At 57.1% G+C, this 23,205-nt stretch carries 21 protein-coding genes; 2 read left to right on the top strand and 19 right to left on the bottom strand.

Annotation, left to right across the window (positions count from 1 at the left end; translation table 11 throughout):
• Positions 1-22: 22 nt before the first annotated feature.
• The 12 genes from NM10_RS09675 to NM10_RS09625 form a co-directional block, all read right to left on the bottom strand.
• Positions 23-223, bottom strand: coding sequence for a hypothetical protein (locus NM10_RS09675; protein ID WP_020311395.1), 201 nt, complete (start codon positions 221-223; stop codon positions 23-25).
• Positions 220-2,130 (bottom strand): 1,4-alpha-glucan branching protein GlgB, encoded by a 1,911-nt coding sequence (glgB, locus tag NM10_RS09670; protein WP_020311394.1) that lies wholly within the window; start codon positions 2,128-2,130, stop codon positions 220-222. The genes NM10_RS09675 and glgB overlap by 4 nt, the downstream gene beginning before the upstream one ends.
• Before the next feature lie 22 nt (positions 2,131-2,152).
• Complete coding sequence (locus NM10_RS09665) at positions 2,153-4,474, bottom strand: glycogen/starch/alpha-glucan phosphorylase (protein WP_020311393.1); 2,322 nt, start codon at positions 4,472-4,474, stop codon at positions 2,153-2,155.
• Positions 4,471-4,593, bottom strand: coding sequence for a hypothetical protein (locus tag NM10_RS15120; RefSeq protein WP_020311392.1), 123 nt, complete (start codon positions 4,591-4,593; stop codon positions 4,471-4,473). The genes NM10_RS09665 and NM10_RS15120 overlap by 4 nt, the downstream gene beginning before the upstream one ends.
• A gap of 28 nt (positions 4,594-4,621) precedes the next feature.
• The gene (gene glgD, locus NM10_RS09660; protein ID WP_036201033.1) at positions 4,622-5,743 is read right to left on the bottom strand and encodes a glucose-1-phosphate adenylyltransferase subunit GlgD; all 1,122 of its coding nucleotides are present in this window, start codon (positions 5,741-5,743) and stop codon (positions 4,622-4,624) included.
• A gap of 2 nt (positions 5,744-5,745) precedes the next feature.
• Positions 5,746-6,906 carry a glucose-1-phosphate adenylyltransferase gene (locus NM10_RS09655; RefSeq protein ID WP_020311390.1) on the bottom strand — a complete coding sequence of 387 codons (1,161 nt, stop codon included), beginning with the start codon at positions 6,904-6,906 and terminating at the stop codon, positions 5,746-5,748.
• A gap of 481 nt (positions 6,907-7,387) precedes the next feature.
• Positions 7,388-7,630: a DUF4911 domain-containing protein gene (locus tag NM10_RS09650; RefSeq protein ID WP_020311389.1), complete on the bottom strand. Its 243-nt coding sequence runs from the start codon at positions 7,628-7,630 to the stop codon at positions 7,388-7,390.
• Entirely contained in the window at positions 7,623-8,852 is a 1,230-nt protein-coding gene (locus NM10_RS09645; RefSeq protein ID WP_020311388.1) for a peptidase U32 family protein, read from the bottom strand. Before NM10_RS09645 ends, NM10_RS09650 begins: the two co-directional genes overlap by 8 nt.
• Before the next feature lie 13 nt (positions 8,853-8,865).
• Positions 8,866-9,459 carry an O-methyltransferase gene (locus NM10_RS09640; RefSeq protein ID WP_020311387.1) on the bottom strand — a complete coding sequence of 198 codons (594 nt, stop codon included), beginning with the start codon at positions 9,457-9,459 and terminating at the stop codon, positions 8,866-8,868.
• The gene (gene mltG / locus NM10_RS09635) at positions 9,456-10,514 is read right to left on the bottom strand and encodes an endolytic transglycosylase MltG (protein WP_020311386.1); all 1,059 of its coding nucleotides are present in this window, start codon (positions 10,512-10,514) and stop codon (positions 9,456-9,458) included. The genes NM10_RS09640 and mltG overlap by 4 nt, the downstream gene beginning before the upstream one ends.
• An 8-nt stretch (positions 10,515-10,522) precedes the next feature.
• Positions 10,523-12,361 carry a DUF4127 family protein gene (locus NM10_RS09630; RefSeq protein ID WP_020311385.1) on the bottom strand — a complete coding sequence of 613 codons (1,839 nt, stop codon included), beginning with the start codon at positions 12,359-12,361 and terminating at the stop codon, positions 10,523-10,525.
• Positions 12,362-12,437: 76 nt separating this feature from the next.
• The gene (locus NM10_RS09625) at positions 12,438-13,100 is read right to left on the bottom strand and encodes a trimeric intracellular cation channel family protein (protein ID WP_020311384.1); all 663 of its coding nucleotides are present in this window, start codon (positions 13,098-13,100) and stop codon (positions 12,438-12,440) included.
• A 71-nt stretch (positions 13,101-13,171) separates the two neighbouring features.
• On the opposite strand from NM10_RS09625, the gene tadA reads away from it, so the two are divergent.
• Positions 13,172-13,645, top strand: a complete 474-nt coding sequence (tadA, locus tag NM10_RS09620; protein ID WP_020311383.1) for a tRNA adenosine(34) deaminase TadA — start codon at positions 13,172-13,174, stop codon at positions 13,643-13,645.
• A 149-nt stretch (positions 13,646-13,794) separates the two neighbouring features.
• Here tadA and galU read toward each other — a convergent pair whose 3' ends face one another.
• From galU to NM10_RS09585, 7 genes are all read right to left on the bottom strand, one after another.
• Positions 13,795-14,667, bottom strand: coding sequence for a UTP--glucose-1-phosphate uridylyltransferase GalU (galU, locus tag NM10_RS09615; protein ID WP_020311382.1), 873 nt, complete (start codon positions 14,665-14,667; stop codon positions 13,795-13,797).
• Positions 14,648-15,763 carry a UDP-galactopyranose mutase gene (gene glf / locus NM10_RS09610; RefSeq protein ID WP_020311381.1) on the bottom strand — a complete coding sequence of 372 codons (1,116 nt, stop codon included), beginning with the start codon at positions 15,761-15,763 and terminating at the stop codon, positions 14,648-14,650. Before glf ends, galU begins: the two co-directional genes overlap by 20 nt.
• 152 nt (positions 15,764-15,915) lie before the next feature.
• Positions 15,916-16,893, bottom strand: a complete 978-nt coding sequence (locus NM10_RS09605; protein ID WP_020311380.1) for a P1 family peptidase — start codon at positions 16,891-16,893, stop codon at positions 15,916-15,918.
• 14 nt (positions 16,894-16,907) lie between these two features.
• Complete coding sequence (gene dcd / locus NM10_RS09600; protein WP_020311379.1) at positions 16,908-17,435, bottom strand: dCTP deaminase; 528 nt, start codon at positions 17,433-17,435, stop codon at positions 16,908-16,910.
• A 27-nt stretch (positions 17,436-17,462) separates the two neighbouring features.
• Positions 17,463-18,749, bottom strand: a complete 1,287-nt coding sequence (locus NM10_RS09595) for a hypothetical protein (RefSeq protein ID WP_020311378.1) — start codon at positions 18,747-18,749, stop codon at positions 17,463-17,465.
• Positions 18,750-18,917: 168 nt separating this feature from the next.
• Positions 18,918-19,919 carry an electron transfer flavoprotein subunit alpha/FixB family protein gene (locus NM10_RS09590; protein ID WP_020311377.1) on the bottom strand — a complete coding sequence of 334 codons (1,002 nt, stop codon included), beginning with the start codon at positions 19,917-19,919 and terminating at the stop codon, positions 18,918-18,920.
• Positions 19,920-19,932: 13 nt separating this feature from the next.
• On the bottom strand, positions 19,933-20,715 hold the full coding sequence (locus NM10_RS09585; RefSeq protein WP_020311376.1) for an electron transfer flavoprotein subunit beta/FixA family protein: 783 nt from the start codon (positions 20,713-20,715) through the stop codon (positions 19,933-19,935).
• Positions 20,716-20,934: 219 nt separating this feature from the next.
• Here NM10_RS09585 and NM10_RS09580 point away from each other — a divergent pair, with 219 nt between their 5' ends.
• On the top strand, positions 20,935-22,869 hold the full coding sequence (locus tag NM10_RS09580; RefSeq protein WP_020311375.1) for an OPT family oligopeptide transporter: 1,935 nt from the start codon (positions 20,935-20,937) through the stop codon (positions 22,867-22,869).
• The last annotated feature ends 336 nt before the right edge of the window (positions 22,870-23,205 follow it).

Here is a 23,205-nt window from a genome sequence, read left to right as displayed (position 1 = left end):
CCCACTTTCCCTAAGTACCGTATCAGGCGTCTGCTTCCTTTTTGGCAGGACGCCCAGTTCTTCTCTTTCTCGTTGCAGCAGTCTTCTTTTCAGACGCTGCCGTCTTGGCTTTCCCTTTTCCACGGGTCGTCGCCTTCTTTCCCGGCGCCTTGGCCGTTTTCTTTACCGTATCGTCGGCAGACTTATCGGCTTTCACTGTCCGGCGGCGCCGCGGTTTGGTCACTGCTTTTTTTTAACACTCCCTGTCAGCTGCAGGTAAATCGTCGCCAGCGGCGGCAAGGTCAGTTCCAGGGACTGGTCCATGCCGTGCATGGGCACATCCTGGGCCTCGAATTCGCCTTCATTGAGGACGTTGGAGCCGCCGAAGGCCGTGGCGTCACTGTTGAAGACTTCGACGTACGTCCCTTTCCGGGGGACGCCGAAGCGGTACGAATGGCGGACAACCGGCGTGAAGTTGCAGACGACGACGGTCATGTCCGTTTCGTCCTTACCCGTACGGTAAAAGGCGATGACGCTGTTGTCGCAGTCGTCGCAGCTGATCCACGAGAAGCCCGACCAGTCGCAGTCTTCTTCCCAGAATTCCGGATGGTCCACATAGTACGTATTCAGGCTGCGCACGTAGTCGTGCATGGCCTTGTGCATGGGATACTTGAGGAGGTGCCAGTCCAGGCTGTCATCGTATTTCCATTCGATGAACTGGCCGAACTCGCTGCCCATGAACAGAAGCTTCTTGCCCGGATGGGACATCCAGTAGCCGTAAAAGGCGCGCAGGCCGGCGAATTTCTGCCAGTAGTCGCCAGGCATCTTGTCCAGGAGGGAATGTTTGCCGTGGACGACTTCATCATGCGACAAGGGCAGGATGAAGTTTTCTGAAAAAGCATAGCATAACGAAAACGTAATCAGGTTGTGATTGTCCTTGCGGAACAGCGGGTCCAGCGACATGTAGCGGAGCATATCGTTCATCCATCCCATGTTCCATTTGTAATTGAATCCCAGTCCGCCGACGTCGACGGGCTTGGTCACGAGAGGCCAGGCCGACGATTCTTCGGCAATCATCAGGGCCTGAGGGTATTCCTTGAAGACGGCCGTATTGAGATGGCGCAGGAAGTCGATGGCTTCCAGGTTTTCCCGGCCGCCGTACTTATTGGGCTGCCAGTCGCCGTCGGCATGGCCGTAATCGAGATAGAGCATGTTGGCGACGGCGTCGATGCGCAGGCCGTCGATGTGGAACTGGCTGATCCAGAACAGGGCACTGGAAATGAGGAAGGACTGGACTTCCGTCCGGCCGTAGTCGAAATTCATCGTGTCCCATTCCTTGTTTTCTGCCAGCATGGGGTTGCCCGATTCATAGCACGGTTCGCCATCGAAATGGCGCAGGCCGTGGGCGTCGCGGCAAAAATGCCCCGGTACCCAGTCGAGGATGACGCCGATGCCGTTGCGGTGGCAGAGGTCGACGAGGTACATGAAGTCTTCCGGGCTGCCATAGCGGCTGGTCGCCGAGAAATACCCCGTCCCCTGGTAGCCCCAGGAACCATCGAAGGGATATTCGCACAGCGGCATGAGCTCGATGTGGGTATAATTCATCTGTTTGACATAATCGACCAGCTGGGGCGCGATATCGCGGTACGACAACATTTCGCCGTCTTCGCCGCGGCGCCACGAGCCGAGATGGACTTCGTAGGTCAGCATGGGCTTACGGTACGAATCGTAAGCACTGCGGCTGTCCATCCATTTCTTGTCGCGCCACGTGTAGTGGAGCTTGGTCAGTTTCGATGCCGTATTGGGACGTACTTCCGACCAGAAGGCATAGGGATCGCTCTTTAAGATGCGTTCGCCTGACGCCGTCGTGATGGCGTACTTGTAGATGTCCCCTTCCTGGAGGCCGGCAATATGCATAACCCAAATGCCGTTGCCGCAGCTGCTCCGCTCCATGGGATTGGCATCGGCGTCCCAGTGATTGAAATCACCGACGACGCTGACCTGCTGGGCGTGAGGCGCCCAGACGGCAAAGCGCACGCAGGGCTTGCGGCGCAGGACCGTGAAATGGGCCCCGAACAGACGATAACTGGCGTAGTTCGTACCCTGATGATACAAGAAGGTACTGTACTCGTCGATTGCACTGAGTTTCATATCTTATCCTCCTGATTCTTAGTTAGTGTTTGACCGGCTTGATGCGCCAAATGTCATCGGCGTACTGCTGAATCGTCCGGTCGCTGGAGAAGTAGCCGGACTGGGCGATGTTGACGACGCTCGAATGACACCATTTCGTATGGTCGCCGTAGCGTTTGGCGATTTCCTGCTGGGCCTGGCAGTAGGGCTGGAAGTCCTTGAGGACAAAGTATTCGTCGTTCCGGTCGAGGAAGGCCGAGTAGAGCATACCGAAGTGGTCCCCGCCGATAGAGCCGTCGATAGAGCCGTCGACGAGGGCATCCATGAGGCGGCGGATGGCGGCGGCGTCGCTGTACATCTGCCACGACGAGTAGCCGCCGTGGATGTAGTAGTTCATGACTTCGTCAGCCCGCAGCCCGAAGATGACGCAGTTTTCGTCGCCGACCTTGCGGTGGATTTCGACGTTGGCCCCGTCCATGGTCCCCAGGGTGATGGCACCGTTCATCATGAACTTCATGTTGCCCGTGCCCGACGCTTCCTTGCCGGCTGTCGAAATCTGTTCGCTCACGTCAGCAGCCGGGAAGAGGAGCTGGCCTAAGGAAACATTGTAGTTTTCCAGGAACAGGACCTTCATCTGCTTGTTGACCTTACGGTCGGAATTGACCATATGGGCGACGACGTTGATGAGGCGGATCGTTTCCTTGGCTTCGCCGTAGCCGGCAGCGGCCTTGCCGCCAAAGAGGAAGGTCCGCGGCGTGATCTTGAGTTTCGGGTTGTCCTTCAAGAGGTAGTACAAGTGCAGGATGTGCAGGATGTTCAAGGTCTGGCGCTTGTACAGGTGGATGCGCTTGATCTGGATGTCGAAGATCGAGTCCGTCCGCACGTCCGTATCGTAGCGGTCGCGGATGTAGCGGGCCAGGATTTCCTTGCGGTCCTTTTTGACCCGCGTCAGCTGTTCCTGGAAGGCCGGGTCGTCGGCAAAGGGCATGAGGTCCTGGAGCTTTGACGGCGTCCGGCGCCAGCTGTCACCGATGGTATCGTCGATGAGCGACGCCAGCTGCGGATTGGCTTCGATGAGCCAGCGGCGATGGGAAATGCCGTTGGTCTTATTGGAGAAGCGGTGCGGGAAGCACGTATAGAACTGGTGCAGCGTCGAATCCTTGAGGATCTGCGAATGGATTTCGGCGACGCCGTTGACGCTGTGGCTGCCGAGGACGGCCAGATGAGCCATGTGGACCTGGCCATCCCAGAGGACGGCGACGTCGCGGGCTCTCGATTCATCGCCCGGATAGAGGCTGCGGACTTCTTTGAGCCAGCGGTTGTTGATTTCTTCGACGATGAGGTAAATGCGCGGCAGCAGTTCCTTGAACATGGGGATAGACCATTTTTCCATGGCTTCCGGCAGGATGGTGTGGTTCGTATAGGCCACGGTGCGGACGGTGATGTTCCAGGCCGCATCCCACGATATGCCTTCTTCATCCATGAGGATGCGCATCAGTTCCGGGATGACCAGGGCCGGATGGGTGTCGTTGATGTGGATGGCCACATAGCGGTCGAATTTATAGATGCTTTCGTGATATTTCTTCTTATAATGGCGGACGATGCTCTGGAGGCCGGCCGATACGAAGAAGTATTCCTGCATCAGGCGCAGGCGGCGGCCGTCTTCATTGCTGTCGTCAGGATAGAGGAAACGGGAAATCTGCTGGACACTGTCCTTGTAGCGGAAGGCCCGGCGCCGGTCGCCGATGGACAATTCCTGGTAGAGCTGTTCCCGCGAATATTCCGCCCGCCACAGGCGCAGCGTGTTGACCGTATTGTTGTGGTAGCCGATGATAGGCACATCGTACGGTACGGCGCGGACAGACGAATACTTTTCGTGGACACATTCCAGGTTGCCGTCTTCGTCAGGACGCATGTAGGCGTTGCCGCCAAAGCGGACATAGACGGCTTTGTCGACTTTCTTGACTTCCCAGGGATAGCCGTTGACCAGCCAGTTATCGGGCAGTTCGACCTGCTGGTTGTCGACAATGCGCTGGTTGAACAAGCCGTACTGATAGCGGATGCTGTTGCCATGGCCCGGCAGCTGCAGCGCTGCCAGGGAATCGATGAAGCAGGCAGCCAGCCGGCCCAGTCCCCCATTCCCCAGGCCCGGATCGCGTTCGGCCGGGATGACCTTATTCAGGTCCCAGCCCATGTCTTCCAGGCCCTGGCGACAGATGTCGTCCATATCGATGCCCAGGAGATTCGATTCCAGGAGGCGGCCGATGAGGAATTCGATGGAGAAATAATAGACTTGCTTAACCTTCTGTTCGGCATAGATTTCATTCGTGCGGATCCAATCTTCACTTACCAGATCGCGGATCATATAGCGATGGTCTGATAGACTTCATTCAAGGTCATGTCCCGCAGATCTTTTTCCCACAAGATGTGAGCTTTCTCGGTAAATAACTTTTTGAATTCTTCCTTATCCTGCCATTTTTTCATATTGTCTCTAACCCCTTCATAGTTGCGTTTAGCGGACTGAACGTTTACCAATGCACAACGGGTTGTCGTGGCTGCCGCTCAACACAGCTTCCGGCTGGATGACCGTATTCTTGTCGCATACGACGTAATCGAGCTGAGCGTCATCGCCGACGACCGAGTGCTGCATGATGATGCTGTTGCGAATGACAGCATTTTTTCCGACCTTGACGCGGCGGAAAAGAATCGAATTCTCTACGCGGCCTTCGATGATGCAGCCATTAGCTACGAGAGAATTGGAGACATGCGATTCTTCCATGTATTTGGCCGGCGCTTCGTCCTTGATTTTGGTATAGATGCGGTGATCCATATCCTTGAGGAGCAGTTCATGCCAGATGCGGCTGTCGCGCAGGTCCATGTTGACCTGGAAGTAGGAATTGACGGAATCGATCCGTTTTGCATATCCCTGATAATTATAGCCGAAAATCCGCAGGCGGTCTACATTGCGCTGGAGCACATCGGTAATAAAATGGGTATATCCCCGGGCATAGGCCCGACGTATGCAATGCTGGAATACATCGCAGTCGATGAGGATTCCCCGCTGGTATAAATTATCGCCAGCTTTGACTTCCGGCTTGGCTTCGATGGCCGTGACCCGGTCCGGGCAGACATCGTCGATGGTCAGGACATAGCCTTCGCGGTCGAAGTCGTATTTCTGCTGCTGATAGATGAGGGTGACGTCGGCGTTGTGATGACGATGGAAGTGGAGGACCTTGTCATAGTCGATGTTCTGGACCATGTCGCAGCCCGACAGCAGGGCGTAGCGCTTGTTGGCCCGCTGGACGAAGATGAGGTTCTTATAATAAGCACTGATGTCCCCTTCTACGGGATGTTCGATGTCCGCCCGTTCTTCCGGCAGATAGAACAAGCCGTCGCCCTTGTGGGCCAGACCCCATTCCTTGCCGGACCGGATGTGGTCCAGGACCGACCGGGACTGACTGGAGAGCAGGAGGCCGACGTTTTCGATGCCGGCGTTGACCATATTGGAAAGCGTGAAGTCGATGAGGCGGTATTTGCCGCCGATGGGCAGCGTCGACAGCGGGCGCGTGTCGTTGATTTCCTGCAAGGGATGGTCTTCGCGCATATTGATGAGGCCGATCATATTACTATTCATAACTAGTGTTCCCCTTTCGCTGTAACTTGTTTTGGTTTCAGTTCCCCTTTGCGTCCCAGTACGGCGACAGACCCGTCTTCATTGTGGAGGACGGCGCCGGGATAGATGTGGCAGCGTTCGCCCAGGATGGCCTTGTCGACGACGGCATTTTCTTCGACGACAGAGCCGGGCATGATGACGGAATTGGTGACTTTCGCCCCTTCTTTGATGGTGACACCGTAGAAGATGACTGAATTGCTGACAGTCCCGAAGATTTCCGAGCCTTCAGCGATGAGGGAACTCTTAGCCGAGCCGTTAGGCCCGATGAGGTGCGGCGGTAAACTCTGGTTGCCCGAATAGATGCGCCACTTGCTGTCGCGCAGGTCGATAGGCGGTTCGTCGGCGATAAGGTCCATGTTGGCCTGCCACAGGCTGTCGATGGTGCCGACATCCTTCCAGTAGCCTTCAAAGGGATAGGCATACAGCGGGACCTGGTCGGCCAGCATCGCCGGGATGACGTTCTTGCCGAAGTCGTGTTCCAACTTTTCATCCTTGGCATCGGCCTTGAGGTACGATTCCAGGACGTCGCGGTCGAAGATGTAAATGCCCATGGACGCCAGGTTGCTTTCGGGCTTGGCCGGTTTTTCCTGGAACTTGGTGATGCGCATGTTTTCATTGGCGACCATGATGCCGAAGCGGCTGGCTTCATCCCAGGGGACGCGGATCGTGCCGATGGTGACCTTGGCGTGGTGTTTCTTGTGGAAATTGAGCATCTTGTCGTAGTCCATGGAATAGATGTGGTCGCCCGACAGGATGAGGACGTAATCGTCGCCGACCATTTCCACGAAGTTCAAGTTCTGGTAAATAGCATCGGCTGTGCCGCGGTACCAGTTGGAACCGCCGTCGCTCTGATACGGCGGCAGGACGTACGTGCCGCCCTTGGTCGAGTCGAGGTTCCAAGAGCTGCCGTTGCCGATGTACCAGTTCAGTTCCAGCGGCTGATACTGGGTCAGGATGCCGACCGTATCGATGCCGGAATTGCGGCAGTTACTCAGTGGGAAGTCGATGATGCGATATTTTCCGCCGAACAAAAGGCCCGGTTTAGCCTGGTCTTTGGTCAGGACGCCCAAACGGCTTCCTTTCCCGCCGGCCAAAATCATGGCCAGGCAATTAGATTTTTTCATAGAAGCTCCTCCTCACTTGACTGGGACCCGGCCGCTTCGCTTATGGTTTCAGTATGTATGATAATGGACATCGTGTCGTCAGACGGCGGGTCTTGGATTCAATAGCGTACCGTATACGCATATAATATACGCTATAAAGTATTTTATGATTATATTATTAATTATACACCAATTCTGTCAAGAATTTAAAGGGCTAACCGCCAAAAAATGATTAGCAGAAACAACTATTTTACACATTACAACAAGGACTGCTATCTTTTAAAATGTAACGTTTTGAACCGGCATGGAATTGCTCTATCGTAGGGGCGCCCACGTGGGGCGCCCGTCAGACTATGGGGACGACAAACAGCATGACCAGTATGAGCTATGCCCGGGATTCACGCGGGCTCCCCACGTGGAAGCCCCTACAAAAAAAGCGCTGCCGTCAGGGGCAGCACTTTTCACTAAATCGTATAACTATAAATTTTGTAAATTTCATACACTACTTTTGTTCAGCTTGCGCTAAGGCTTCCTGGCGGCTCAGGATGCGCACCGGGATGGGCAGCGATTGGAGTACCTCAATCGTCTCGCCTGCCGTGTCCTTCGTCGTCCGTACGAAGCCTATGCCCTTCTTGCCGTCCAGGGCCGTGACCACGCCCAGGTAGTCACAGCCTTCGATGATGCGGTTGATGAAGGTCATTTCCGACGGAAGGGCCTGGAAGTAGACCCAGTCTTCATCAAACATGGCTCTTCACCTGGCGGCGCATCATGGAATATGGTTCCAGCCGTTCCGGTACGGCCAGGCCGACGAGCTGCTGGGCGTGGCGGGCGGCGTCGAGTTCCTGCCCGTCTTCATCGACGATGCGGTCGATGGTATAGCGGACCAGATGGCCCTTGGGCTGGAGGAATTCTACGGTCTGGCCGAGTTTGAAGTGGTTCCGCTGTTCTACCCAGGCCAGGCCCTTTTCTTCATCATAGGACTTGACGAGGCCGATGAAATCATGTGTCTGGGTATTGCTCGACTGGCTATAGACCTGGTCGGCCGCCGTCGGCCGGGAGACGGAGAAGCCCCGCGTGTAGGGCCGATGGGAAATCTTTTCCAATTCGTCGAGCCATTCCTGGCGGACCGTGAAGTGTTCCGGGTCGGCTTCGTAGGCGTCGAAGGCCTGGCGGTAGACCTTGGTCACGGTGGCGACGTAGTGGATGCTCTTCATGCGCCCTTCGATCTTCAGGCTCGTAAAGCCGGCGTCGTAGAGGTCCGGCAGGTACGGCAGGAGACAGAGGTCCTTGGAGTTGAAGATATACGTCCCCCGTTCATCTTCGACGACGGGGAAATACTGGCCTGGCCGCTTCTCTTCGACGACGTTGTACTTGAAGCGGCAGCACTGGACACATTCGCCGCGGTTCGAGTCGCGGTCGCCCTGGGTGAAGTAATTGCTCAGCAGGCAGCGGCCGGAATAGGAAATGCACATGGCGCCGTGGATGAAGCCTTCCAGTTCGATATCGGGGACTTTGGCATGGATTTCCTTGACGTCGCGTAGGCTCACTTCGCGGGCCATGACGACGCGCGATGCGCCGTTATCGCGCCAGAATTTCGTCGATGCCCAGTTGGTCGTGTTGGCCTGGGTCGATATGTGGACAGGCAGGTCAGGCACGAGCTGCCGGGCCAGGGCGAAGATGCCCGGGTCGGCGATGAGGATGGCGTCGACGCCGATATCGCGCAGGTAGACGAGGTATTCCGGCAAGCCCTTGAGGTCGTCGTTATGCGGGAAGATGTTGACCGTCACGTGGACGTGCTTGCCCCGGGCATGGGCATAGTCGACGGCTTCCTTCAGTTCTTCATTGGAAAAGTTGTCGCTGAAAGCCCGCAGGCCGAAGGACTTCCCTCCCAGGTATACGGCATCGGCGCCGTATAAAAAGGCCATCTTCATCTTATCCATACTGCCGGCCGGAGCCAGCAATTCCATTTTTCCCATTCTCTTATCCTTTCCATTGCGAAACGGTCATGCCGTCGCCATTTTCAAAAAATACAGTCTCAAAAAGGGACCGGTCGCCGACGAGGTCCATGAATTCCCGCAAACGGGTCACGGCCGTGCGGTGTTTGTGCGGCAGGGTCCCTTCGATATAAAACATGTCGTGGTAGTCGATATTATCCGCTGCGACGATGGCGCCAGGCAGGAGCTTGGGCAGGAGATATCGCAGCTGGCGCACATACTGCCCTTTCGGCCCGTCGAGGAAGACGAAGTCCCACGGACCGGGAAGCTGTTCCGCCAGCGCCGTCCCATCGCCGTGGATAGCCGTAATGACCTTTTCATAGGGTGAGCGCCGGAAGAACTGGCAGGCCAGGTCATAGCGCTCACGGTCGAGCTCGATGGTCGTGATCGTCCCGCCCGGTGCCAGGAACGGTGCCATCTGCAGGGCCGAATAGCCGATGCAGGTTCCGATTTCCAGGACATGTTTCGGCCGGCACGACGCTGCGATGCCCGTGAACAAGGGCAGCTCGCTGTCGCGCAGGATGGGCAGGTTCCGCTCGCGGGCACAGGCTTTCATATCCTGGAACAATGCCTCCATCATGGCATGTGCTCCTGGACGTTCTTCATGTGCTCCTCATAGGTGGCGGCGAAGTAATTATGGCCGTCCTTATCGGCGACGAAATAGAGGTAGTTCGTCTGTGGTGCCTCGAGGATGGCTTCCATGCAGTCCATGCCGGGATTGCCGATCGGTCCCGGCGGCAAGCCTTCATAGCGGTACGTATTGTACGGCGAATCGTACTGCGTCTCGTTGATGCTGTAGGCTGCCTTGTGGGTCCCCATAGCATAGGAAATGCTGGCATCGGACTGGAGTTTCATGTGGATCTTCAGGCGGTTCTCGAAGACCGACGCGATGAGGGGCCGGTCCTTTTCGTATTTCGCTTCCTTTTCGATGAGCGAGGCCAAGGTGACGAACTGGTAGATCGACAGGTTCTGCTTGGCAATGCCCGCTTTCATGGCATCCGTCAAGTGGGCGTCGAAGTTCTTGAGCATCATGGCCACGACGTCGTCGGCCGTCGCGTCATAAGGGATGAAATACGTGTCCGGGAAGAGGAAGCCTTCTGTCGGGAAGGTCACTTTGCGATTGCCCTTCATATACGGCAGGAGCTGGTCCGATGACGAGGCAGCCTTGAGGAAATCGGCTTCGCTGATGCGCCCGTTGGCGGCGACGGCCTTGGCGATTTCACGGACCGTATAGCCTTCGGGGACGACCAGGCGGTCCGCTTCCGACTTGCCGCTGGTTAGTTTTTCCAGCAGCGTATGGAGGCTCATGCGCGAATCGAAGGTATACTCGCCGGCATGGATGTCACCGGCCTGTCCCGTGACGGTCGCTACGGCGCGGAACCACAAGGGGCTGGCAATATAGCCTTCATCGGTCAGGACATCGCCGACTTCCGAAGCCGTCATGTCGCTGCGGACGTGGACGTAGCCGCTCTTATAGGGCAGGAGGAAATTGGGGCCGAAATAGCCGTAAGCCACGGCGGCGATGCCGAGACAGACCAGCCCGGCTGCGGCAGCAGCGATACGGCGGCCCTTCTTTCCAAGCGGAACGCGGCGTTTCTCATGAAGTTGTGTCGTTGTATGATTCTGTTGTTCCATGGGGTATCCTATTTCTGTGCAGCCCAGGTACGGCTCTGCTGGGCTTTTTCTTCACTGTGATTGATGGCCTGGGCCTGTTTTTCCTGTTCGTAACGGGCCTGGGCAGCGGCCTTGGCGGCCTGGAGCTGGGCCTGGACGGCCGGGTCGGCCTGCGTGACCGTCCCGTCGGCATTGACGGTCTGGGCCGCATCGAGCTGGGCCTGGGCGGCCGAGACTTCATTGGCCAGGTTCTGGAGTTCGCGGTCATTCATATTGTGGCGCACGTCGGCTTCCAGGGGGACAGACGGCGTCGGCTTGACATCGACATAGACTTCGAACAGGCGCTGCCACGGCAGGGTGACATCGACGGTCTTGGGGTCGATGCCGAGATACGTCGACGCATAGCGCTGGAGCTGTTCCTTCGTGCGGCTCTGGAGTTCTTCGTTGAGCGTCGGGTAATACTGAGTGACGACGCCGGCTTCCAGTTTCTGCTGCATACGGTAGATGTAATCGCGGACATTGGCCTGGTACGCCCAGTTGTCGAGATACTGCGTGGTCAGCATGTCGCGGTGGGCATCGGCCGTCATATACTTGGACAAGACGCCCTGGGCGATGCCGTAGCCGACGGAGTTGCTGGCCGTATTCCAGCCGTTGTAGGCAGCCAGGCGGTACATCATCTTATCCTGATAGAGGCCGTAGACCAGGGTGTTGTCGGAGCCGTTGGAAAAGGCCATATCGACGATGCTGACCGGGATGTCGAGGTTGACGGCCTTTTCGATCTGCGTCAGGAAATCCCGCGTCGACTGGAGCATGATCGGGAAGTTTTCAAAGTTCGCCGATTCCGTCGTCGACGTCGTCAGCGGCGTGTTGACAGCCAGCAAGAGGTCCGGCCGTTCGTTGTCGACCATGGTGCCGCCGATGGCTTCGACGTGGGACGCGATGGTCTTGCCAATGGCCTGGCCGTCATAGCGGGGCACGGTCTTTTCGCCGCCGCCCAAGGGATAGATGACGGTGATCTTGGGATGATAATTATTGAAATCGTTGCTGGCCCGCGTGATGAGCAGCAGGCCCAGCTGGTCGGCACCGGGGAAGGAGCCGAAAACCGTCTTGGGGATGCCCGTACCGGCCATTTTCAGGTACTTCGATTCCAGCGACGACTGGGTGCTGACGGAATTATCGTCGTGCCCCAGGCTGTAATAGGTAAAGACGCCTTTGCGGGCATCATCGATGAGGCGGTAATTGATGCTCATGTTCTTGCGGCGCCGGTTATACCAGTCCTGGAGGTATTCCATGGGCACGCGGCGCATGATGGCGAACCAGTCATTGCGTTCCTGCGGATTCAGGCCTTCTTCGTCCATCTTGGCCTGGAGCGATGCCAGCTGATAGATGTCGGAGCCCATGGTCAGGTAATAGTCCGGTTCGACGCCCTTGCCGCCGGCCCAGGGACTGCGCATGACCGTGCTGAAGACATAAATGGGCACGTTCTTGTGCGATTTATGCAGCGCTTCGACCTTTTCCAGGCGCGCTGTCAGCGTTTCCATCGGCAGGTTATGCTTGCGCGAATCGACGAGGCCGCCATAGACCAGGGAATCGATGGACAGGACCATGGCATCGGCCTTGCCGGCATTGGCATTGACCCAGGCCATGAGCTTATCCGGCGAACCGTGGAAGTTCATGCCCGACAGATACTGGGCCGGCGGCGTCAGGACCTGATAGCCCGCCGCTTCGGCCGTACTGACCGTGTATTCATAATCGACAGGCCGGTCATCCTGGGGTACATATAAAATCGTCTTTGCCAGTGCAGCCGGCGAGGCACATAAAAAGAAAGAGGCTACGGCCAGGCTGACTGCTTTCTGTAACAGATTCACGTTATCACTCCTATTATGAAGAAAAAAATTGTACCCTTTATTATATCACGGCCCTGGGAAAATTTGTAGGGGCGCCCTACGCCCTCCGATGGTGGGCCCGGCGAATCCTTGGGATATTGAGGTGCAGTCGGATGGCCACCAGGCGGATGGCGACGGTGACGGAAAAGGCGACGATGGCGCCGACTTCCAAGGGGACCTCAAAGGGGATGACGGCGCCGTACAAGAAGATACTGCCCAGGAGGGACGCCGTCGCGTAGACTTCCTTGCGCAGGACGCCGGGGATACGCCCGGCCAGGACGTCGCGGATGACGCCGCCGCCGACAGCTGTCAGGACGCCGAGGGTGATGTCGAGGATCCAGTAGTCGGGATAATAGAAGCAGCCCAAAAGGGTCCCGGTAACCGTAAAGGAGCCGAGGCCGATGGCGTCGCAGACGAGATACCAGATGGAGAGCTTGCCGACGACGCGGCGCCACATGCGGATATTGAAATAGCGGACGATGATCGTGATGACGGCCATGGAGCCGAGGATGATCCACAAATAGATACTGTTCTTAAAGGCAGCCGGCGGGATATTGCCGATGAGGATGTCGCGGATGATACCGCCGCCGACAGCCGTCGCCGCACTGAGGACGAAGATGCCGAAGAGGTCCATGCGCCGTGAAATGGCTGCGAAGACGCCGGATACGGCAAAGGCCGTCGTCCCTAATAAGTCGAAAATCTGCCACCAAATGGCATCCATAATAGTTTCCCCTTCCCTGTTTTCGTGTTATGATAGACATAAATTTTTTTGCTAAGGAGACTCCATCCACTATGACTAAAGATGAATTTTATATGGGCAAAGCCCTGGCCGAAGCCAAGACGGCCTATGCCGTCGGAGAAATCCCCATCGGCGCCGTCATCGTCTATGAAAAGAAAGTCGTCGCCCGGGCCTATAACCTGCGCGAAAGCCTGCCCTGTGCAACGGCCCACGCCGAACTGCTGGCCATTGAAAAAGCCTGCCGCGCCCTCAATCGCTGGCGCCTGACAGGCTGTACCCTCTACGTGACCGTCGAACCGTGCCCCATGTGTGCCGGCGCCATCGTCAACAGCCGCCTGGACCGCGTCGTCTACGGCTGCGACGACCCGAAAGCCGGTGCCGTGCGCTCCCTCTTCCAGCTCGTCGACAACGATCGCCTCAACCACCGGACCGAAGTCACAGCCGGTGTCCGGGCCGAAGAATGTGCGGCCCTGATGAAGAGTTTCTTCCGTCAAAGGAGGAAGAAATCCCAGAGACTGTTGCATTAAGACAGCCTCTGGGAAGTTTTAAGTTTGCAGTTTGTAGTCTGTAGTGAATGCTTTTAAATTTAAAGCCATCTTCTACAAACTCTGTACTACAAACTATAAAGACTCGCTCCGTGAAGAACCCCTCCGGCCTTTCAGGCCACCTCCCCTTCTCAGGGGAGGCTATGGCGCAGGTATTCCCGGAAGGCTTCGCCCAAGTCTTCCCGGCGCAGGGCGTATTCGACGGTGGCTTTCAAAAAGCCCAGTTTGTTGCCCGTGTCGTAGCTGCGGCCGCTGAAGGTGTAGGCGTAGACCGCTTCCCGGTCGGCCATGAGGCGCAGGGCGTCGGTGAGCTGGATTTCCCCGCCCTTGCCGGGCTGGACGCGGCGCAGGATTTCAAAGATATCCGGCGTCAGGATATAGCGGCCCAGCGCGGCCAGGCGGCTCGGCGCTTCGTCGACAGCCGGCTTTTCGACCATGTCGATGAGCTTGACGACGCGGTCGTCGTCCGTCGGCTGGCCCTGGACGATGCCGTAGCGCGATACCAGTTCCTGCGGCACTTCCTGACAGCCGAGCATAGTAGCCCCCAGGCGGCTGAAGGCATCCATCATCTGTTTCAGCGCCGGCTGCTCAGGATTGTAGACGACGTCGTCGCCCAAGAGGACGGCAAAGGGCTCGTTATCGATGAACGATTCGGCACAGCGGATGGCATCGCCCAGGCCGCGCATGTGCTTCTGGCGGATATAATGGATATTGATGGACGAAATGTCCTGGACCAGATGCAGCAGCTGGTCCTTCCCCTGCTGGCGCAGCTGCAGCTCCAGGTCGATATTGGTATCGAAATGGTCTTCAATGGCCCGCTTGCCGTGGCCCGTGATGATGAGGATTTCTTCGATGCCGCTCTGCAGGGCTTCTTCGACGATGTACTGGATGACCGGTTTGTCGACAATGGGAATCATTTCCTTAGGGATGGCCTTGGTGACCGGCAAAAAGCGCGTCCCATAGCCTGCCGCCGGGATGACGGCCTTACGAATTCGTTTCTGCATGGTATCCTTCCTTTTCTACAGCAGCCAGGGCGCCGGCGATGACATCGTCCATATCGTAATACGTATATTCTGCCAGTCGGCCGCCGAATATAACATTGCGTTCATGGCGGGCTAAGGCCGCATATTTATGGTATAAATTCTGGTTCACCGCATCGTTGACAGGATAATAGGCTTCTTCGCCGGCCTGCCATTCAGCCGGGTATTCCTTGGTGACATACGTCACAGGCTGCCTGCCAAATTCAAAATGCTTGTGTTCAATCGTCCGCGTGTACGGCGTTTCCCGGTCGGTATAGTTCATGACGGCCACACCTTGATGGTTGACCTCGTTATAACGTTCCGTTTCAAAATGCAGGCCCCGATAGGCCAGATGGCCCAGGCGATAGCCGAAATACTCGTCAATGGGACCGGTATAGACGACTTTACGGGCTATATCCAGGTACGACGCCCGTTCGCGGTTATAATCGACGCCAGTCCGCACTTCGATGCCTTCCAGAAGGGCGTCGATGAGGACATTGTAGCCCCCTTCGGGGATGCCCTGCCAACAGTCGTCGAAATAATTATTGTCGAAAGTATAGCGCACGGGCAGGCGCTTGATGATGAATGCCGGCAGGTCCGTACAGCTCCGGCCCCACTGTTTTTCCGTATAGCCTTTGATTAATTTTGTATAAATATCCGTGCCGATGAGGGAAATGGCCTGTTCTTCCAGATTCTTAGGCTCCGTAATCCCTGCCGCCCGGCGCTGGCCTTCGATCTTGGCCGCCGCCTGTTCCGGCGTGATGATGCCCCACATCTTGGCAAAGGTATTCATATTGAAAGGCAGATTGTACAGTTCGCCTTTATAATTGGCAATGGGCGCATTGATAAAATGATTGAATTCGACGAACTGATTGACATAGTCCCAGACCCGGCGGTCCGACGTATGGAAAATGTGGGCACCATAGCGATGGACATGGATGCCGTCCTTCTCTTCACAATAGACATTGCCGCCGACATGGCCCCGACGTTCCAGGACCAGGCACTGTTGGCCGGCCTGATGCATCTCGTGGGCAAAGACACAGCCAAAGAGGCCGCTGCCGACGATGACGTAATCGTACATAATTTAGTTCCTCATTTCGTTATTAATGGCCTGCGGGAATCCCTGGTTCGCAGGCCGCAGGTCGCAGTTCGCAGTTATACCCCCACTACAAACTACAAACTCTATACTACAACCGGCAGGACAAACCCGGCCTGGCGTAAGGGGCTACCCTTTTACTGGTACGCCGGCACGCCGTACATACTTTCGGCCTGGCGGACGGCGCGGCGGATGGCCTGTTCGACGACGTAGGCGGCGATGGTCCCGGTCAGGCTCAATTCGGCCGAAACGCTGCCAACACTGGCGGCATAGAGAGAATCGCCGTCCGCCGTCGTATTGACGGGACGGATGGTCCGGACAAGGCCGTTGCTGCCGAGGGCGGCGATTTTTTTCAGCTGGGCCTTGTCGAACTGCCCATTGGTGACGACGGCACCGATAGTCGTATTGGTCGTCGTCCCGACGGCGCGCTGGGAAAAGAGGGTCGGCGTCTGGCCGGCTTCTTCGAGCATGACCCGCCGCGTATCGGCAAAGCCCTGGCCATCGCGGCTGCGCATACCGGCCAGGATCTGGCCGTTTTCGTCGAGGACATCGCCGACGGCATTGACGGCGACGACGGCACCGACCTGAAGGTCGCCGACCTGGACGGCATAGGCGCCGAGGCCGGATTTCATCATATAGTCCGGGCCGCAGAGCTTGCCGACCGTCGCCCCCGTACCGGCACCGTAACAGCCTTGGCGGAAGTCCCCACTTTCCGACGCCTGGCAGGCCGCATAGCCCATGGCGGCGTCAGGGCGGACGTTGTCGCCGCAGCCCAGATCATAGATGCACGATTCGACGACGAGGGGCACCTTGCAGATGCGCGTATCGAAGCCGATGTGCTGTTCTTCCAAATACTGCATGACGCCAGTCGAGGCATTGAGGCCAAAGGCACTGCCGCCGCTGAGCAGGATGGCGTGGATGCCCGACGCAGCCGCCATAGGACTGAGCAGTTCCGATTCCCGGCTGGCCGGGCCGCCGCCGCGGACGTCGACAGCACAGGGCGCACTTTCCGGGAACACGAGGACCGTGCAGCCCGTGCCGCCCTGGCGGTCCTGGGCATTGCCCAGGCGGAAACCGTTCGTCCGGGCCATGGCTAACATATCTATTTCTTTCATGAAGACACTTCCCTTTATTTCATCTTTTCAAAGTCTTTCCAGAGCATACTGGGCTGGATGCCCGTATTGTTCTGGTACTTGCCGTGCTGATACGTATCGTATTCGCCGTCGATATCATGATAGTATATCTGGCAGATTTCCACGTTCGGATAGATGCGGATGGGCTGGACACAGAAGATTTCCAGCGTCCAGTAACCGGCAAAACCGACGTCGCCGAAGCCAGCCGTGACGTGGATGAAGACGCCCAGGCGGCCGACGGACGACCGGCCTTCGAGCATGGGGATATAGCCGTCAGTCCGGGTATATTCATTGGTCCGGCCCAGATAGAGCTTGTTAGGCTGCAAGACGTAGCCCGACTTGGGGATATAAATGGTCGATGCCGGATTGGGCTTGGCCATATCCAGTTCTTGGTGGTCATAGACCATCAGTTCATTGTACAAAGACAGGTTATAGCTATTGGGATTGACCCGTTCCGGATGGAAAGGTTCAATGATGATTTCCTTACCTAAATGCTTGACAATTTCCTTGCCTGATAAAATCATGAGTGCCACTCACTTTCTCTAGTAAATTCACTTCTTATCATATAGCAAAACCGGTTCGATGTCCACGGCGCGATGAGCCGGTTTTTCTTTCCCTGTCTCAAAGAAGTCCTCTACATAGAACGTGACCTTCTCCCCTTCCTCCGGGCGGACGCGGTACAGCGAAGCGGTACGGAAATAATACTGATTGCCGCCGTATTCCCGCAGGAAGCCGGCCTTGCTGCCGGGCAGGATTTTTTCGATGGTCCCCTTGTGGCGCGTCTGGCCGGCATGCTTCTCGTCCATCCAGAATCTATGAAGCCCGTCCATCAGCTCCTGCCGGTCCGGTTCGGGAAAAGCATAGCTGTCGGTCTTGGCCAGGAGTTCGGCCTTGACCTTCCAATGCTGGTCCATGCGGACCCGTTTGGCCAGGAGGTAATGGAAATAGGCCATCTTCTCATAACCGCCCATATTCTCCAAAGCCTGGGCGAACTGGACCATGAAATTGACCTTGGCCTTGAACTCGCCGCCAGCCAGGAAGGCCGACGCCCCATAGCGGCGCATGGCCGCGCTGTCGCCCTCGGCCTGGGCGGCAAAGAACAGGCCCCGGAAAAGAATCCAGTGCTGCTTGTACTTCAGCAGGTTCTCCAGGCGCTGCCGCCCTTCCCCGACGCGGCCCTGGCGCAGCAGGCAGAGGGCGATGCGGTAAGAAAACCAGATGTCGTTGTCATGATGGAGCTGAGGGAAATAGTTCAGGGCCTGCCGGCACAAGGTGATGCAGTCGTCGTACTTCTCTTCCTTGACCAGGATGCGGCTCATGAGGGAATACCAGCGTTCCCGGTCCGAGGCAATGACCCGTTCCCGCCCCTTCAAAGTCACGGTCTTCTCCTGGTCCGGCAGCTGGTCCGGGTCGAGGCGGCACAAGTAGGACCCCATCAGTCCGGCCTGACCGGGCTGGTTCTTGAGGACATCGACCATGCGCCACACGGCCAGGGCATACGGCGTATACGGCCCTTGCTGACTGTATTTCAAGATGGCGTCGACGGCGCGGCGGAAATCCTCCGGTGCCTGCGTCCGTTCATCGAATTTCTGGATATATAAATAATAGAGGCACCAGCAGTAAATCCCGTGGAGATTGATGAAATCGGGGAAGGCGATCATGCCGGCCCGGGCGATTTCCCGCCCCTTCTTGTACTGCTTCGTCTTGCGCAGGGCATAGGCATAGTAATAATAATCCCAACACGTCCAAGACCGGTCCGGTGCCGCCTTGCCATACATAGCCAGTACCTCGTCATAGCGGCCGTCGCGGCAGGCCTGGCGGGCAGCAAAAGAATCCATGGAACCACCTCCGTATTTTTTCACAACATTTTCGTATATGATAAGGGTATTATAACATAAAAAAGGCGCTGTCGCATGAAGACAGCACCTTTTTTTAGCAGTTAGCGGATGGTTTTAAATTTAAAGGTTTTCACTAAAAACTACAAACTCCGTACTACAAACTATTTTCTAGCCACGGATCTTTTTAATTTGTTTTTCCAGTTCCGGCATGACTTCAAAGAGGTCGCCTACGATGCCGTAGTGAGCGAATTTGAAGATCGGTGCATCCGGGTCTTTGTTGACGGCAATGATGAGGCCGGCGTCCTGGATGCCGAGTTTGTGCTGGATGGCGCCGGAAATGCCCAGGGCGATGTAAATCTTCGGGGCGATTTTCTTGCCTGTAATGCCGATCTGCCATTCATAGGGAGCCCATTCTTTGTCGACGAGAGGCTTGGATACGCCGAAGGCTGCGCCGATGCGCTGGGCAAAGGCCTGAACGGCTTTCATGCCGTCTTCAGTCTGGACGCCGCGGCCGGCACCGACGACGATATCGGCTGTCGTGATGGTCAGTTCTTCCGCTTCTTTTTCGACCGGTTCAAAGTTCGTCACTTTGACGGACGGAGCAGCACCGGCGAAGTCGACGCTTTCTTTGATGATTTCGCCTTTCCGGGCCGGGTCAGCCGGCGTGCCGTGGAAAATCTTGTCGCTGATGGTAGCCAGCTGGGGGCGCGTCGTCGTCTGGATCTTGACGAAGAGCTTGCCCGTATAAGCCGGACGGATCCAGGTCAGCGTATCGTCATCGCCTTCAAAGCGGACGTCCGTGCAGTCTGCGACCAGGCCGACGCCGAGCTGAGCCGACAGGCGGCCGCCGAGGTCACGGCCATCGGGCGAACCGCCGATGAGGATGACGCTGGGTTCATATTTTTCAGCCAAAGCGGCGATAGCTTTGGTGTACAAGACGGAATCGTAGGCAGCCAGGGTACTGTCTTCGACAGCGACGACGGCATCAGCGCCATAGGAAATGGCTTCCTGGCTGGCTTTGGCCGTATCGGCACCGGCGACGAAGGCGACGACCTGTTTGCTCTTGGCATCGGCCAGCTGACGGGCTTTACCCAACAATTCGATGCTCAGCGGGCTCAGGGCACCGCCGGCGATTTCTATATATACGCAGATGTTCTGTTTCAATTCCATAATTCAGCCCTCCTTACAGCAAGTTCTTGGCAGTCAGTTCTTTGACGAGATTAGCCGCAGCGTCTGCCGGCGTAGCCCCTTCGATCATGACGCCGACCGGATTCGGTTCCGGTGCGAAGAGTTCCGTGACTTTCGTCGCCGAACCAGATTTCCCGACACTTGCTGCATCGAGGCCCAGGTCTTCCACTTTCCAGACATCGAAGACGGCTTTTTTGGCAGCCATCTTGCCGCGGATCTTCGGAGAACGCGGCGTATTGCTCTTTTCCGTAACCGAGACGACAGCCGGGAGCTGAGCCTGTACCGTTTCAATGCCGTCGTGGTTTAGGCGCGTAGCCGTTACCGTCGTGCCGTCGACACTGACCGAATTGGCATAGGAAATGAGGGCCATACCCAAACGCTGGGCAATAGCCGGCGGGATCTGCCCCGTATCGCCATCCGTCGAGCGCTTGCCCGTGAAGACCAGGTCGGCACCGCCCAATTTTTCAATGGCCTTGGCCAATACCAGGCCTGTTGCCAGCGTATCGGAGCCAGCCATGCGTTCGTCCGAGACGAGGACACCTTTATCGGCACCGATAGCAATGCCATCACGCATCATTTCACCAGCCAGGGCGTTGCCCATGGTCAGGATCGTCACCGTACCACCGATGGCATCCTTGACGGCTACGGCCGCTTCGATGGCGTGTTTATCAACCGGGTTGAGCATCGACGGAGCGCCGACACGGACCAAGTTGTTGTCTTTGGCGATTTCGATATCAGAAATCGCAGGAACCTGCTTTACCAAAACTACAATATTCATAAGTAAGCCTCCTTTTTTCGTCTTCTTATGTCACCTATTATACTCCATATTCAACAATTTATCAACGGATAATTATTTTTATTTACAGAATCTATATCTAACGTATCTTCCCATTGACAGCCCTAGGCTATTCTTTTAAAATTAAATAGTATTAAACAGGTTAATCGTTTGATTTTCCAGCTAATCTTTATACTTTTAGGAGGTTAGGAGGTTTTTATCATGTCTGAATCCCATCCGGAGCGGCGCCCTTATGATCCGCCCATGTCTCCGGACCAGAATTACGTTGAAATCAATGCTTATGTCGTCGGCTGGGGGCTGTTCTTCGCCGCCCTCTTCTCCCTGGCCGTCGGCTATCTCTGCCTGAAAATCGGCCAGACCGTCGATGCCTTTGCGCCCGTCTCCGTCCTGGCCATGGGCATGGCCGTCCTCTTCAAGCGCAAGAATGCCTTCCCGGAAACGGTCCACATCCAGGCCATCGCCAGTGCCGGGACCAACATCATCGGCGGCGTCATGTTCATCCTGCCGGCCCTGTTCATCTTGCAGCTCGACAGCCAGCTGACCTATACGGAAATGGTCATCCCCATCGTCCTCGGCGGCGTCCTGGGCGTCCTCCTGGCGACGACGTTCCGCCGCTACTTCTGTGAAGAAATGGATGCGGCTTACCCCTTCCCGTCCGGCCGGGCCGCTGCCGAAGTCCTGACCTGTAACGAAGGCTCCAAAGCTCATGTCATGGTCTTCAGCGGTCTCCTGGCCATGGCCTATGACTTCGTCCTCAACACCCTGGGCTGGTGGCAGGAAGTACTGTCGACGCTGACCTTCTCCTGGGGCCAGGCCGCGGCGGCGAAATACAAGCTGGCTTTCAGCCTGGATAACGACGCCGCCCTCCTGGGCATCGGCTACTTCACGGGCCTGCGCTACGCGGCTATCATCGCAGCGGGCTCGTTCTTCTCGTGGTTCGTCTGCATCCCCGTCGTCTACTACCTCGGCGGCGAACACGTCATGACCCTCCACGGCCAGGCCGTCCTCCTGGCCGATGCGCCGATCGACGCCGTTTTCTCGCAGTACGTCCGTCACATCGGCATCGGCATGCTGGCCATGGCCGGCATTATCGGCCTGGTCTCCATGTCCGGCGTCGTCGGCCGGGTCATCCGCCGGGCCGCTTCGGACCTGTTCACGTCGGGCCCGGCTTCGTCGGCCGGCCTCCTGCGGACCCAGCAGGACCTGCCCATGAGCCAGATTGTCACGGGAACCCTGGCCATGTGCGCCCTGTTCACGCTCTTCTTCCACGTCACCTGCTCGCAGAACATCACCCAGACCCTGCTGGCCGGGGCAATCATCCTCATCTTCTCGTTCCTCCTCTCCGTCGTCGGCATCAGCTCCATCGCCTTTACGGGGAACGAACCCGTTTCGGGCATGACCATCTTCATGATCATCGTCTCGGCCGTCTTCATGGGCAATGCCGGCATGAGCGGCAGCTCCGGTATCATCGCCATCCTGCTCATGGCCGCCTTCCTCTGCTCGACCCTGGCCGTAGCCGGCAACTTCATGTCGGAACTGAAAGTCGCCTACCTGACCGGGGCAACGCCGAAGAAGATGCAGCAGTGGCAGATCCTGTCCATCATCGTCTCCAGCTTCATCGCTGTCGGCGTCATCTTCCTCCTCGACCACGCCTACGGCTACACGGGACCGGGCGCCCTGGCAGCGCCGCAGGCCAACGCCATGGCAGCCATCGTCAAACCCATGATGGACGGCGGTGCCGCTCCCTGGCCGCTGTACATGGCCGGCGCCTTCTTCGCCTTCCTCCTGTGGATGATGAAGGTCCCGCCCCTGGCCTTTGCCCTCGGCGCCTACCTGCCCATGGAAATCAACACGCCTGTCCTCATCGGCGGCCTCGTATCGTACTTCGTCTCCCACAGCAGCAAAGACGATGCCCTCAACGCCCTGCGCCTCAGTGAAGGCAGCACCGTCGCTTCGGGCTTCGTCGCCGGCGGCGCCATCGGCAGCCTCATCAGCGCCGTCCTGCACATCGGCGGCATCGACTGGTTCCTCAAAGACTGGGTCGTCACGCCGGGAGCCACCTACCTCGGCATCGTCGCCTACTTAGTCATGTGTGCCGTCATCTACACCGTAGCCTGCAAGGTAAAGAAAGTATAAATAATAAAAGGGCCTGTCGCACGTAATCGTGCACAGGCTCTTTTTATGTATGCAAAAACATCATAGCTTTATGGTCGTTCTTCATGGACGGTTTGCTCGGACTCAGAAGCGGCTTTGCCGCAATAGACTCTGGAAATCAGGCGCAGGAGCGACCAAAAGGCTCCCCTGTGAAGGGGAGCTGGCCGCCAACGGCGGTCTGAGGGATTCTTCTGAAGAGGTTGGCATCGGCCACCTGGCCCCTAGCTGGTTCGCGTGCTCCACTCCTCTTGCCGAGAGTGCCATTTGCTGGCGTGCTGAAACTCGCTGCGCTCAACAAACAGCACGCCGGACGCAAAT

Source organism: Megasphaera sp. NM10, assembly GCF_000417505.1.
GTDB lineage: Bacteria > Bacillota > Negativicutes > Veillonellales > Megasphaeraceae > Megasphaera > Megasphaera intestinihominis.
This window is presented reverse-complemented; position numbering and strand designations above follow the sequence as displayed.

What these genes read in the sequence shown, in the direction of transcription:
- glgB (WP_020311394.1), bottom strand. Translation starts at nt 2,130, where the DNA reads ATGAAACTCAGTGCAATCGACGAGTACAGTACCTTCTTGTATCATCAG.
- NM10_RS09580 (WP_020311375.1), top strand. Translation starts at nt 20,935, where the DNA reads ATGTCTGAATCCCATCCGGAGCGGCGCCCTTATGATCCGCCCATGTCT.
- NM10_RS09590 (WP_020311377.1), bottom strand. Translation starts at nt 19,919, where the DNA reads ATGGAATTGAAACAGAACATCTGCGTATATATAGAAATCGCCGGCGGT.
- dcd (WP_020311379.1), bottom strand. Translation starts at nt 17,435, where the DNA reads ATGATTTTATCAGGCAAGGAAATTGTCAAGCATTTAGGTAAGGAAATC.
- NM10_RS09665 (WP_020311393.1), bottom strand. Translation starts at nt 4,474, where the DNA reads ATGATCCGCGATCTGGTAAGTGAAGATTGGATCCGCACGAATGAAATC.
- NM10_RS15120 (WP_020311392.1), bottom strand. Translation starts at nt 4,593, where the DNA reads ATGAAAAAATGGCAGGATAAGGAAGAATTCAAAAAGTTATTTACCGAG.
- NM10_RS09655 (WP_020311390.1), bottom strand. Translation starts at nt 6,906, where the DNA reads ATGAAAAAATCTAATTGCCTGGCCATGATTTTGGCCGGCGGGAAAGGA.
- NM10_RS09650 (WP_020311389.1), bottom strand. Translation starts at nt 7,630, where the DNA reads ATGTTTGATGAAGACTGGGTCTACTTCCAGGCCCTTCCGTCGGAAATG.
- galU (WP_020311382.1), bottom strand. Translation starts at nt 14,667, where the DNA reads ATGCAGAAACGAATTCGTAAGGCCGTCATCCCGGCGGCAGGCTATGGG.
- NM10_RS09585 (WP_020311376.1), bottom strand. Translation starts at nt 20,715, where the DNA reads ATGAATATTGTAGTTTTGGTAAAGCAGGTTCCTGCGATTTCTGATATC.
- mltG (WP_020311386.1), bottom strand. Translation starts at nt 10,514, where the DNA reads ATGGAACAACAGAATCATACAACGACACAACTTCATGAGAAACGCCGC.
- NM10_RS09645 (WP_020311388.1), bottom strand. Translation starts at nt 8,852, where the DNA reads ATGGAATTGCTGGCTCCGGCCGGCAGTATGGATAAGATGAAGATGGCC.
- tadA (WP_020311383.1), top strand. Translation starts at nt 13,172, where the DNA reads ATGACTAAAGATGAATTTTATATGGGCAAAGCCCTGGCCGAAGCCAAG.
- NM10_RS09595 (WP_020311378.1), bottom strand. Translation starts at nt 18,749, where the DNA reads ATGGATTCTTTTGCTGCCCGCCAGGCCTGCCGCGACGGCCGCTATGAC.
- glf (WP_020311381.1), bottom strand. Translation starts at nt 15,763, where the DNA reads ATGTACGATTACGTCATCGTCGGCAGCGGCCTCTTTGGCTGTGTCTTT.
- glgD (WP_036201033.1), bottom strand. Translation starts at nt 5,743, where the DNA reads ATGAATAGTAATATGATCGGCCTCATCAATATGCGCGAAGACCATCCC.
- NM10_RS09605 (WP_020311380.1), bottom strand. Translation starts at nt 16,893, where the DNA reads ATGAAAGAAATAGATATGTTAGCCATGGCCCGGACGAACGGTTTCCGC.
- NM10_RS09625 (WP_020311384.1), bottom strand. Translation starts at nt 13,100, where the DNA reads ATGGATGCCATTTGGTGGCAGATTTTCGACTTATTAGGGACGACGGCC.
- NM10_RS09640 (WP_020311387.1), bottom strand. Translation starts at nt 9,459, where the DNA reads ATGATGGAGGCATTGTTCCAGGATATGAAAGCCTGTGCCCGCGAGCGG.